The sequence below is a fragment of the Aeromonas hydrophila subsp. hydrophila ATCC 7966 genome (genome assembly GCF_000014805.1).
In the GTDB taxonomy this organism is placed as follows: Bacteria; Pseudomonadota; Gammaproteobacteria; order Enterobacterales; family Aeromonadaceae; genus Aeromonas; species Aeromonas hydrophila.
The window spans coordinates 1632673-1645218 of the sequence record NC_008570.1 but is presented as its reverse complement, the minus strand read 5'-3'; the positions used below and the strand labels follow the sequence as shown (position 1 = coordinate 1645218).

The following is a 12546-nucleotide window of genomic DNA, read 5'->3' as shown; positions in this document are numbered from 1 at the left end:
GTAAGCGACCCCGAACAGTTGGCAAAGGGGCGCCAACATGGTCAGATAACCCCATCCCCCGTACCGAGGAGCAAGCATGAGCGAGATCATTCATCAGGCCAACCAGCAGCAATTCATCTGTGTGGTGGATGGCAAGGAGTCCAGGCTGCGTTACCGGCGGCTCGACGCCAAAACCATCGACGCCTACAGCACCTTCGTCCCGCCCGAGCTCAGGGTGCAGGGGATCGCCGATCAGCTAGCGCGCACCTTCTACAGCTGGACCCAGGCCGAAGGGCTCACCATAGTGCCGAGCTGCAGCTACATCGACGTCTGGTTGCGCCGCAATGCCGGCTGACACCCAGACGCGTCACAGCACGCCAGCCTCGCACGCTCGCCAGAGCGCGCTGGAAGCCGACCTGCAGGCACGAACCGAAGCCCTATTGCGGGCCGATGAGCAGCGCATGGATTGCCTGCGGGCCGCCCGTGAACTGGCACTGCCCGACTGGGCGCTGGGGGCCGGTTTTATCCGCAACCTCATCTGGGATCACCTGCACCGCAAATCGGTGCCGACCGCCCTCAACGACATCGATCTCATCTATCTGGACAGTGCTGATCCCACTGGATTGCAGGAGGCCGAACACGAAGCCTGGCTCGCCGCCAGGGTGCCGGGCCAGCAGTGGGAGGTGCGCAATCAGGCCCGCATGCATGTGCGCCAGCTGGTGCCCCCCTTCACCAGCTCGCTCTCGGCCCTCAGCCACTGGGTGGAGGTGCCCACCTGCATCGGGGTCCGGCTGCTGGCAGACGATTCATTCGAGTGGCTGGCCCCTTACGGCTTTGCCCCCAACTGGTTCCTGCAGGTGGATCCCAACCCGCGCTGTCGCCAGGAGCGCCGGGTCTTTACCGAGCGGGTCAAGGCCAAGGAGTGGCAACGGCTGTGGCCTGACCTGGTGGTGAACTGGCCATAACCTGATTGCAATGTTTCGATAACCTTGGGCACACTAAGGAAAAGCTGTTTGTAACTCAATGGGTTAAATAATGCGCGACTTCTTCTCACTCGAACGCTGGCTACCGGGCCTCGCCGCCCTGCTGCAATACCAGCGGGCCTGGCTGATGCCGGATATGCGCGCTGGATTGTCGGTGGCCGCGGTGGCCCTGCCCGTGGCCATCGCCTATGCGGAGCTGGCCGGGGTGGGGCCGCTGGTCGGCCTCTACTCCTGCATCCTGCCCATGCTGGTGTACGCCCTGTTCGGTACCTCCCGTCAGCTCATCGTCGGCCCGGACGCCGCCACCTGCGCGGTGATCGCCGCCGTGGTGACCCCCCTCGCCGCCGGGGATGCCACCCGCCACTGGCAGCTGGTAATGACCATGACCGCCATGACCGGCTTCTGGTGCCTCATCGCCAGCCGCTTCAAGCTGGGGGTGCTGGCGGACTTTCTCTCCCGCCCGATCCTGATGGGGCTGCTCAACGGGGTGGCCATCACCATCATGGTGGGCCAGCTTTCCAAGATCTTCGGCTTCACCTTCAGCGAGCGCTACCTCATCGAGCGGATCGCCGGCGGTGCCAGCTACATCACCCAGACCCATCTGCCCACCCTGGCCATGAGCCTGACCGCCCTGCTCACCCTGCTGCTGGCCAAGCGCTTCAAGCCGGCCTGGCCCTCCTCCATGGTGGCCATGGTGGTGACGGCGGGACTGGTGTGGGCGCTCGATCTCGGCCAGTTCGGCATCGCCACCCTGGGCGCCATCGGCTCCGGCCTGCCCGCCTTCCAGCTGCCGGAGTTTCCCCCCGGCCTGATGCGGGAGCTGGTGCTGCCGGCGCTCAACCTGGCCATGGTGAGCTTCGTCTCCATGATGCTGACCGCCCGCAGCTTCGCCGCCAAGAACGGCTACGAAATAGATGCGGACAAGGAGTTTCGGGCCCTCGGCATGGCCAACCTGGCGGCGGCAGCCTCTCAGGGCTTTGCCATCAGCGGCGCGGATTCACGCACCGCGGTCAACGACGCCAACGGCGGCAAGAGCCAGCTGGTTTCCATCATCGCCGCCGCCGTCATCGCCCTGGTCACCTTCTACCTGACGGCGCCGCTGCAATACATCCCCACCGCCGCCCTCGGCGTGGTGCTGGTGATGGCGTCTTTGTCGCTCACCGACTTTCGCGGTCTGTGGGCGCTGCGCCACTCCGATCGCTCCGCCTTCTGGCTGGCGCTCATCACCTTCATCAGCGTGCTGGCCATGGGGGTCATTCCGGGCATCACCCTCGCGGTGCTGCTGGGGCTGTTCCAGTTCCTGCGCAACGTGATGCGCCCCACCGACCAGCTGCTCGGCATGGACGACGAAGGGGTCGTACGCACTCTGGGGGACAACGAACAGGCCAAGGCCATTCCCGGCATCCTGGTCTATCGCTTCAACTCGCCGCTCACCTACTTCAACGCCCCCTACTTCAAACGGCGGGTACTGGCGCTGCTGGTGCAGGATCCCCACAGCCCCAAATGCCTGGTGGTGGATGCGGTGGCCTGCTTCACCCATCAGGACATCAGCGTGATGAGCATGCTGGGGGAGCTGCACAAGGATCTGAAACGACGCGGCATCCACATGGTAATGGCCGGCCGCCACGGCCAGATGAGCCTGTGGCTCAAGCAGGCCGGGATCCGGGTCGGCGACGAGGGGATCATCCTCTGCCCCGACATGTATCAGGCGCTGCGCATGACCCGCTGCTACCGCGAGCCGGTGTTCAAGGATGACGAGGTGGTGGAGAGCACCACCGAGGCCATTCTCTCGCGCTGGCCCCAGGATGACGCTCTGCCCGATTCGGCGCGCCTCACGCTCCCCTCTGAGCAGGAGGCGGGCGCTACCCCGGCCTGATCCAGTGCGGGCCCTGCCCATGGTGGCAGGGCCCGCGCTCTCTGCCTCCTCTTGGTCACCGCCACGATTGCGCCTCGCCCCCGCTTGGTGTTAAATGCCCGTCCAGATGGCGCTGACGAGGGCCATCCCCAGTATTTGGACACCCCATGCAAACTCAATCCCACGCAGGTCCGGGCACCCTCTTCTCCCTGACCTGGCCACTGTTTATCGATCTCGCCCTGCACTTTCTGACCGGGGCCCTCAACACCTTCATGGTGGGTCACGTCTCCTATCAGGGGGTGGCGGCGCTCGCGGTCGGCAACCAGGTGTTCGATCTCGCCATCACCTTGTTCAGTTTCGTCAGCATCGGCACCAGCGTGGTGATCACCCAGTATCTGGGGGCCGGTGACAAGGAGAAGGCGCGCGTCGTCATCCACACCGCCATCGGTTTCAACCTGCTGGTGGGGCTGGTGGCCGCCGTCGGCGTCATCGCCGGGGCCAGCACCATGCTGGCGCTGATGAATCTGCCCGCCAACCTGATGAGCGATGCCACCCTCTACCTGCAGATCATCGGACTGTGCCTGCTGCCGGAAGCGGCGGCGCTCTGCCTGGCCGCCACCCTGCGCGCCCACGGCCACACCCGTCAGGCGATGTACGTAACCCTCATCGTCAACCTCATCACCTTCGTCGGCAACCTGCTGCTGCTCTACGGCTGGTTCGGCCTGCCCCAGCTCGGGGTGGCCGGGGTCGCCATCAGCACGGTGGCGGGTCGCATCGTCGGCGTTGTGCTGCTGGTGTGGCTGGTGGCGCGCAAGACCGGCATCCGGCTGCGCCTGCCCGAGATCGTCAAACCCAGCCGGCTGATGCTGGGCAAGGTGCTGCACATCGGCCTGCCGGCCGCCGGCGAGAACCTCTCCTGGATGTTGCAGTTCATGGTGGTGACCGCCTTCGTCGGCCTGCTCGGCGACAAGGCGCTGGCGACCCAGTCCTATTTCTTCCAGATCTGCCTGTTCATCCTGCTGTTCGGCCTCTCCATCGGCCTTGGCAACGAGATCATCATCGGCCACCTGGCAGGGGCTCGCCGCTTCGAGCAGGCCTACCGCCAGCTGCTCAAAAGCCTGAAACTGGGGCTCATCGTCACCGCCTTCATCGCCTTGCTGGCGGCCCTCAACGGCCGCACCATCATCAGCCTGTTCACCGATGATGCCGACATCATCACCCAGGTGGCGCAGCTGTTCTTGATAAGCCTCATTCTGGAACCCGGCCGTACCTTCAATCTGGTGGTGATCAACGCCCTGCGCGCCACCGGGGACGCCCGTTTCCCGCTCTACATGGCGCTCGTCTCCATGTGGGGGATTGCCGTTCCACTGGCCTATTTCCTTGGTATCATGCAGGGTTATGGACTGGTCGGTATCTGGTTGGCGCTCGCCTGCGACGAGTGGGTGCGCGGTCTGGCCATGTTCTGGCGCTGGCGCAGTCGTCGCTGGCAAAACAAAATTCTTGTTGAAACATAAGCGGAATCACAATGAAGAAGATAGGACTCTTGTTGGCGGCCATCCTGCTCAGCCCGCTCGCCATGGCGCAAACCGCCCCCGCCGCCCCCAAGGCACAGGCGGCCCAGACCTGGTACGTGGCCCCCATCGCCATCGATGAAACCAGCGAAGCGCAAAAAGCGCTGACCAAGGACTTCATGGCCCAGATGATCAAGACCATCAAGATCAACGAGTACCAGACCGGCAAGGCGGTGGGCAAGACCAAATCGCCCAAGTGGCTGATCCGCACCAAGCTGATGCCCGCAAGCACCGAGCCGCTGGTCGGCAAGAAGCACCCGCAAGGCCTCACCTACGGCAAGGGCATCCCCACCCAGGAGATCGTCGGCGAGCTCATCATGAACGGCACCCTGGTGGCCCATGTAGGTCAAGGCTGGCGCGAGCCGATCGTCCCGGGTACCCCGGTGGCCGAGAAGATCACCATCGCCAACTACCAGTACGCCATCGGCAACGAAGCCAAGGCCGCGGATCTGGAAGAGCTGGCGGCGCAGATCGGCTTCGAGGTGGGCAAGGTGATCGCCCGCGATGGCAAGCCGCTGCCCGAGAAGAAAAAGAAAAAAGAGTAAACGCTGCACCTGTTACCAAGAAGGGGCCCTGCGCCCCTTTTTGCTGCCCGCCTGGCGGCCACAAGCTGTCATCCGGCCGTCACAATTGTGATCCATCCTGCACTTTTCAGACTCTCTGCTTACCGATAAAAGCCTTATCAGCTTGTGATTCAAACAGTTAAAAATCGCCCATCCCATGCAGCAAATCATTGGTCCCGAATTGGAGCCGGATCACATTTATCTCGCGGGGGACGCGGTAGTTTGGTCTTGCAGGCACAATCAAACGAAACCAAGGAGGCCGCATTACATGTTCCCAGAGTACAGAGAGCTCATCTCGCAACTGAAGAGCAGTGATGTCCATTTCCAAAAGAAGTTTGACTTGCACAACGACCTGGATGTGGAGATTAGAAAGTTGGAAAAGCATCATGCCAGCGACTACAGCTCCGAGGTGAAGGATCTGAAAAAACAGAAACTTAAACTGAAAGAGGAGATCTACGACATCCTCAAACAACATCCACAATAGACGCCTCGACGAATACCTGGATAAGCAACTTATCCTGCCAGCCCGGCCCAACGCCGGGCTTTTTGTTGGCCGCTCACGACAACGCTGAGCAGGCCATATCAGGCGGTACTCTCGCCGCTACTGGCCGTGATAACTACCTGCTTGCCAACCGCCAGCTGGGCCCGCGCCAGCGGCAGCCCGAGCCACCCCGCTCCCAGAATGCCGATCGTCCCGGCGAAATGTTGTTCTGTCATCGTCCCTTCTCCTGCTTGACGCTATTTGCCCCGCAGCTTACCTGCCTTGGTAGGAAAAGGAAGCCTTAAACCTACTGATAATCAAATACCGCCAAGATGGCGGTATTTGATACCTATACGAAAATCATTAAACCAATCAATTTACTAATTGCAATTGTTTTTTATTAACTCAAATTCCAGTGCGTATTTTGTTTTTGATTTTACAGCTTGGAATAATTTAACATGCCTCCACTCGGAACCAGAAATAAACTTCTGCAATGTTTGTTTGTCACGTTCAGCCATCCTCAGACCAAGAGAGATTGAATTAATTGCTTGTGGGTCAAACTTTATAGCTTGAGACCTCCACGAAATAAGCCTTCGCTCTCTCTCATAGCGCCAACTAGTATATTTAGTCCCTAATACCGAATAAAATATATCACCAGCAATGCTATCGGCATTATTTACACCTGCATACTTTTCATAATAATGAAATCGTTCTATTATCTCTTTGAATGGATACTCATCTTGGTAAGTCACATCAATAGAATTAATCATTGAATCTTGTGGGCGAATTAAACCCTCTTTGAAACCGATACATATACCTTTATGTTCATCAGCATAATGTGCCCACATCAATTGATTTTTTCTAGCTTTACTGAATGAACAGATCCCAACACTTTCAAGCTGCTTCTCGATTTTACTATGATAAATATCTCTATCACTTTTGGGAAATGGATAACGATCCCAGACAGCATCTAACACTTCTGAAAACGAAGATTCACCTTCAAAAGGATCGTTCAACGATGCTGGTGTAGCAAACCAGAGCTCGCGATTAACTAAAAGCTCGAGACAACCTTTATCAAACTTACGGTACTTAAACAGAATGCGTGGACGCAACAATGCATACTCCTTTGATATTCTCTCCTCTAAAGAGGATTATTTAGGTTACGTACAAACTACCTATACCCTGCGTTTATTATACTTTCTTCTCAATAGAATTAAATTCAAGTTTCACCAACTCTACAAATTGAGCACGAATTAGAAGTAAAGCCTCAATATTCTTTGCATCTTTTGAATGAGCATTAACTATATACTCTAAAATCCTCCTAGCTTGTTTATGGATGTCCTTACTTCCAACCAGCTCAATCTCAGCAAGCAAGCGGGATATATCAAGAAGAAATGTAGGTGATGAACTTTTGTTCTCTATTGAAATTAATGCGAATTTATTGGCCTCAGCCAGAAAATCACTATATAGTTTCCTACGATTTTCAAGCTCATATCTAATCATTGATTGTCTAAACTCGACCTGTTTCACCTTGGTATTAGTGAAATAGCTTACGCCTCCGCCAAGAATTACCCCAAGCACTGTAAATATGGGAGCAACATATTCATTAATCATCTAGAGATGCTCCTTACATTTTTTATGATAAAAACTTTTACCATACAACAAGCTATTGCTGTATATCCTGCCGAGACAAACTTATTTAATCAACAAATCATTTCTTACTGTAAATAATTTATGACTGAGTAAATCTCATTACATTTCCCATCTATTGATAAAAAGCGGGCCAGTGGCCCGCTTCGTTTTATGCAGAGTTAACCCAATCCTCACACCGGCGGATGGAAATGACTGGCCTCGCGGGTGGCCATTTCCTCGTAGGTGGCCCACTTCTGCCACGCCACTTGTTGTGCCACCTGCATCAGCCGCTCGGCCTCCTCCGGATGGCTCTGGGCCAGCACCCGATAACGGGTCTCCTCCTGGCGATATTCCGCGAGCGGAATGGAGGGGCGCAGGCTGTCGAGGCTGAAGGGGTTCTGCCCCGCACTGCGCAGTACCGGGTTGTAGCGCATCAGCGGCCAGTGACCGGAGGCCACGGCGCGTTTTTGCTGGGTCAGGCCAAACTCCATGTCGATACCGTGGGCGATGCAGTGGCTGTAGGCGATGATAAGCGACGGGCCCGGATAGGCCTCGGCCTCACGCAAGGCCTGCAGCGCCTGCTGCGGGTTGGCACCAAAGGCGATGCGGGCCACATAGACGTTGCCGTAGGAGATGGCCTGCAACGCCACATCCTTCTTGGCCAGCGTCTTGCCCCCCGCCGCAAACTTGGCGACGGCACCGAGCGGGGTCGATTTCGACATCTGGCCGCCGGTGTTGGAGTAGACCTCGGTATCCATCACCAGCACGTTCACGTCGCGGCCAGAGGCGAGCACGTGATCGAGCCCCGCCGAGCCGATGTCATAAGCCCAGCCATCGCCGCCGATGATCCAGACCGAGCGGCGCACCAGCTGATCGATGAGCGAGAGCAGCTCGCGGGCCTTGCCGGATTTCACCTCCTCCAGCCGCTCGCGCACTTGCGCGACCCGGGTGCGCTGGGCGCGGATCTCCGACTCCAGCCGCTGCGGGGCGCTGACAAGTGTCTCCACCAGCTCGACCCCGATCTCCCCCTTCATCGCCTGCAAGGCTGCCACCGCCTGACCGTGATGCTGATCGGCGGTGAGACGAAAACCGAAGCCAAACTCGGCGTTGTCCTCGAACAGGGAGTTCGACCAGGCCGGCCCCTTTCCTTCGCCGTTCTTGGCCCAGGGGGTGGTCGGCAGGTTGCCGCCATAGATGGAGGAGCAACCGGTGGCGTTGGCCACCAGCATGCGATCGCCAAACAGCTGGGTCAGCAGCTTGAGATAGGGGGTCTCGCCACAGCCGGCGCAGGCGCCGGAGAACTCGAACAGGGGTTCGAGGAACTGGGTGCCGCGCACGGTGGAGAAATCCACCCGCTCGCGGGCCGGCCAGGGCAGGCTCTCGAACCAGCGCAGCGCCTGTTTCTGGCCAGCCAGATGCGGCGCCTTGTCCATCATGGCGATGGCACGCTCGCCCTCACCGTTTTCATCCGCTCCGGCCCGCACCGGACAGGCCTTCACGCACTGACCACAACCGGTGCAATCCTCCGGATAGAGCTGCAGGGTGTAGCGGCTGTCGGGGAAGCCCTTGGCGGTGACAGGCACCGACTGGGCGGCCTCGGGGGCGGTTGCCAGCCAGTCCTGATGGTAAAACTTGGCCCGCAGCGCCGCGTGGGGGCAGACAAAGACGCAGTTGCCGCACTGGATGCAGATATCCGAATGCCAAATCGGGATCTCGCGGGCGATATCGCGCTTCTCGAAGCGACTGGTGGCGGTGGGGTAAGTGCCGTCCACCGGCAGCATGGAGACCGGGATGCGATCGCCACGCCCCGCCAGCATCTCGCCGGTGACGCGCTGGACAAACTCGCTGCCACCCGGCGCCAGCGGCAGCGGATAATCGCTGGTCTGCTCCTCACCGGCCGGGATGGCCACCTGATGGAGATGGGCCAGGGTGTCATCTACCGCCGCGAAGTTGCGCGCCACCACCTCGGGCCCCTTGCGGGCATAGCTCTTCTCGATGCTCTCCTTGATCAGCGCAATCGCCTCATCCCGCGGCAAGATGCCGGCCAGGGCGAAGAAGCAGGTCTGCATGATGGTGTTGATGCGATTGCCCATGCCGTTGCGCTCGGCCACCCGATCGCCGTCGATGCAATAGAGCTGGATATTGAGGGCGCGGATGCGGGCGCGCAGCCGCTCGGGCAGCTCGGCCCAGACTCGGTCGGGCTCATGGGGAGCATTGAGCAGCAGGGTCGCCCCCTCGGCGGCAAACTCCAGCAGATCCACAGATTCGACAAAACCCCACTGGTGGCAACCGATAAAGCTCGCCTGCTCGATAAGCCAGGGCGCGTCGATGGGCTCGGGGCCAAAGCGCAGGTGGGAGACGGTGCGCGAGCCCGACTTCTTGGAGTCGTAGACGAAGTAACCCTGGGCGTGGAACCCCTCCAGCTCGCCGATGATCTTGATGCTGTTCTTGTTGGCGCCCACGGTGCCGTCGGCACCGAGACCAAAGAAGAGCGCCCGCACCCGGCTGGCAGGCTCCAGATCGCCGATTGGGTGCCAGGCCAGACTGAGGCCGGAAACGTCGTCCACTATCCCCACGGTAAAGCGCGGGCGCGGCGCGTCACAGGCCAGCTCCTCGAATACCGCCGCACACATGGCGGGGGTAAACTCCTTGGAAGAGAGGCCATAGCGGCCACCGCTGAGCCAGGGCAGCCGCTTGATAAGGCCGCGCTGCAAGCCGTCGATGAGGGCGCTCTGCACATCCAGCAGCAGCGGCTCGCCACCGGCGCCCGGCTCCTTGGTGCGATCCAGCACCGCCATGCGCCGCACGCTCTCGGGCAGCGCATCGAGCAGCGCCTGTACCGGGAAAGGGCGATAGAGGCGAATGACCAGCACCCCGGTCTTGCGATCCTGCTGGTTGAGCCAATCCACCGTCGTGCGGGCGGTGGCCGCCCCCGACCCCATCAACACGATGACGTCGGTGGCATCGGGGGCGCCGTGATACTCCACCAGCCGGTAGTGACGGCCGGTCAGCTCGCCGAGGCTATCCATGCACTGTTGCACCCGTGCCGGCACCGCCTCGTAGAAGGGGTTGACGCTCTCGCGGGACTGGAAATAGGTGTCGGGGTTCTGGGCGGTGCCGCGCATCACCGGATGATCCGGGTTGAGGGCCCGCGAACGGTGGGCGCGCACCCAGTCGTTGTCGATCAGCGCCCGAATTTCATCTTTGTGCAGCGCGACTATCTTGTTCACCTCGTGGGAGGTGCGAAAGCCGTCGAAGAAGTGGATGAAAGGCACCCGGCACTGCAGGGTGACGCTGTGGGCGACCAAGGCCAGGTCCTGCGCCTCCTGCACCGAGCCGGAGGCGAGCATGGCAAAACCGGTGCTGCGCGCCGCCATCACGTCCTGATGGTCGCCAAAAATCGACAGCCCCTGCGCCGCCAAGGATCGGGCCGCCACATGGAACACCGCCGAGGTCAATTCACCGGCGATCTTGTACATGTTGGGCAGCATCAGCATCAGCCCCTGGCTGGCGGTGAAGGTGGTGGCCAGCGCCCCCGCCTGCAGGGCGCCGTGCACCGTGCCGGCCGCTCCCCCTTCACTCTGCATCTCCACGACTGTGGGGATGTTGCCCCACAGGTTGGTCTGCCCCTCCGCGGCCCAGGCGTCGGCCAGTTCGGCCATGGTCGAGCTCGGGGTGATGGGGTAGATGGCACACACTTCGCTCAGCTGATACGCCACCCGGGCCGCGGCTTCGTTGCCGTCGACCATGATCAATTCATGTTTCATTGGGACTCCTCCGGTTGGCGCAGCTCGATGGCGTGGCAGGGACACTGGTCATGGCAGGCACCGCAACCGGTGCAGAGTTCGGCATCCACCTGATACCCCAGACCCGGCCCCAGCTTGGCGATGGCCTGCTCGGGGCAGCTGCCATAGCAGCCGTCGCACTCGAAGCAGTTGCCGCAGGAGTAGCAGCGCGCCGCCTCGTAGCGGGCCGCAGTCTCGTCCAGTCCGCCGATGATCTCGCCAAAGTCGTCCCGCGCCGAGGGCGGTTTGACCGGCTGGCTGCTGGCGGGGGCATGGGTCTGGAACCAGAGCTGCAACTGCTCCGGCCCCACCAGCGGGTAGGAGAGCGGTTTGTGGTAGAGGCGACCGCGCAGCCAGGCATCCATATGGCGCGCCGCCTTCTTGCCGTGGCCGGTGGCGATGGTGACGGTACGCTCGGAGGGCACCATGTCACCGCCGGCAAAGAGGCCCGGCACGTCCGTCATCAGGTTCTCGCCAACCTGCACCACTCCCTCCTTGTTGACCCGCACGCCGGGGATGCTCTCCAGCACGCTCAAGTCCACCTCCTGACCCAGCGCCAGAATGAGGGAGTCCGCTTCGAGGGTTTCGAACTGGCCGGTGGGCACCGGCTTGCCCTCGGCATCCAGCGCCATCACCTCCACTTCGATATTGGTGCTGTCGAGCTGACGGATGGTGCGCAGCCAGTTGATCTTGATCCCCTCCTCCTCGGCCTCGTCGGCTTCGAAGGCGTGGGCCGGCATATGGTCCCGGTCGCGGCGATAGATGATCATTGCCTCTTCGACCCCGAGGCGGCGGGCGGTACGGGCCGCGTCCATGGCGGTGTTGCCGCCACCGTAGATGGCCACCCGTCGTCCCAGTTTGGGTGGCGGCAAGCCTTGCTCCTCCGCCAGGCTGGCCTGCTCGAGGAAGCTCACCGCATCGAGGATCTTGCCCGCCTCGCGGGCCGGAATGTCGACCCGCTTGGCCAGATGGGCGCCGATGGCCATGAAGACGGCGTCAAAGCCCCCCTCGTCGCGTGCCTTGAGCACGTCTTCCACCTTGTGGTTGAGAGTCAGCGTCACCCCGGCAGCGACGATGCGGGCCACCTCCCGATCCAGTATGTCACGGGGCAGGCGGTAGGCGGGAATGCCAAAGCGCAGCATGCCGCCGGCAAGCGGGCCCGCCTCGCGGATCTCTACCTGATGGCCGAGCCGGTTGAGGTGCCAGGCACAAGAAAGGCCGGAGGGGCCGGCACCGATCACCAGCACCTTCTTGCCGCTGGCGGGCGCGGGCGGTGCAGGCTGCCAGCCACGGGCCAGCGCCTCGTCGCCGAGAAAACGCTCGATGGCATGAATGGAGACGGCATCATCCACCTGAGCGCGGTTGCAGGCCGTTTCGCAGGGGTGATAACAGACCCGCCCGTGGACTGCAGGCAGGGGATTTTCTTCGATCAGTCGTTGCCAGGCCGCCTCAAAGCGGCCCGCTTCGGCCAGGGCAAGCCAGGCCTGGATGTTCTCGCCAGCCGGGCAGGCATGGTTGCAAGGTGGCAGGGCCGGCCGCCAAACGGGTAGCCGAGTACGGACCGGGCCTGTTCCCGTTTTCTGGGAGAGATCCGGCTGTGGGGTCATATCCAGTTGTTTGCTCATACATTGCTTTCTTCTTTTTGTGTGACAGGCCCCATCCGATGGCGCTTGATACCGTTTTGCCTGGGCAGACGG

Annotated in this window: 10 protein-coding genes and 1 pseudogene; 6 read left to right on the top strand and 5 right to left on the bottom strand. The window is 60.9% G+C overall.

The window, feature by feature from the left end; genetic code table 11:
* Positions 1 to 76: 76 nt before the first annotated feature.
* From AHA_RS07565 to AHA_RS07540, 6 genes are all read left to right on the top strand, one after another.
* Positions 77 to 334, top strand: a complete 258-nt coding sequence (locus AHA_RS07565; RefSeq protein ID WP_011705401.1) for a GNAT family N-acetyltransferase — start codon at positions 77 to 79, stop codon at positions 332 to 334.
* A complete protein-coding gene (locus tag AHA_RS07560; RefSeq protein ID WP_011705400.1) occupies positions 324 to 944 on the top strand; it encodes a nucleotidyltransferase family protein in 621 nt (206 codons plus the stop codon). Before AHA_RS07565 ends, AHA_RS07560 begins: the two co-directional genes overlap by 11 nt.
* A gap of 70 nt (positions 945 to 1014) precedes the next feature.
* Positions 1015 to 2838, top strand: coding sequence for a SulP family inorganic anion transporter (locus AHA_RS07555; protein ID WP_011705399.1), 1824 nt, complete (start codon positions 1015 to 1017; stop codon positions 2836 to 2838).
* Positions 2839 to 2984: 146 nt separating this feature from the next.
* A complete protein-coding gene (locus AHA_RS07550; protein ID WP_011705398.1) occupies positions 2985 to 4331 on the top strand; it encodes an MATE family efflux transporter in 1347 nt (448 codons plus the stop codon).
* 11 nt (positions 4332 to 4342) lie between these two features.
* A complete protein-coding gene (locus tag AHA_RS07545; protein WP_011705397.1) occupies positions 4343 to 4933 on the top strand; it encodes a hypothetical protein in 591 nt (196 codons plus the stop codon).
* A 286-nt stretch (positions 4934 to 5219) separates the two neighbouring features.
* Complete coding sequence (locus AHA_RS07540; RefSeq protein ID WP_011705396.1) at positions 5220 to 5435, top strand: YdcH family protein; 216 nt, start codon at positions 5220 to 5222, stop codon at positions 5433 to 5435.
* A 101-nt stretch (positions 5436 to 5536) separates the two neighbouring features.
* On the opposite strand, the pseudogene AHA_RS21755 reads toward AHA_RS07540, so the two are convergent.
* The 5 genes and pseudogenes from AHA_RS21755 to AHA_RS07520 form a co-directional block, all read right to left on the bottom strand.
* Positions 5537 to 5668 (bottom strand): annotated as a pseudogene (locus AHA_RS21755) (SDR family NAD(P)-dependent oxidoreductase); the annotation flags it as partial.
* 144 nt (positions 5669 to 5812) lie between these two features.
* Positions 5813 to 6547, bottom strand: a complete 735-nt coding sequence (locus tag AHA_RS07535) for a DUF2971 domain-containing protein (protein WP_081086124.1) — start codon at positions 6545 to 6547, stop codon at positions 5813 to 5815.
* A gap of 76 nt (positions 6548 to 6623) precedes the next feature.
* Positions 6624 to 7046 (bottom strand): hypothetical protein, encoded by a 423-nt coding sequence (locus tag AHA_RS07530; RefSeq protein WP_077392340.1) that lies wholly within the window; start codon positions 7044 to 7046, stop codon positions 6624 to 6626.
* 209 nt (positions 7047 to 7255) lie between these two features.
* Positions 7256 to 10831 (bottom strand): pyruvate:ferredoxin (flavodoxin) oxidoreductase, encoded by a 3576-nt coding sequence (gene nifJ / locus AHA_RS07525; RefSeq protein WP_011705395.1) that lies wholly within the window; start codon positions 10829 to 10831, stop codon positions 7256 to 7258.
* Positions 10828 to 12474: an NAD(P)-binding protein gene (locus AHA_RS07520; RefSeq protein WP_011705394.1), complete on the bottom strand. Its 1647-nt coding sequence runs from the start codon at positions 12472 to 12474 to the stop codon at positions 10828 to 10830. Before AHA_RS07520 ends, nifJ begins: the two co-directional genes overlap by 4 nt.
* Positions 12475 to 12546 lie beyond the last annotated feature (72 nt).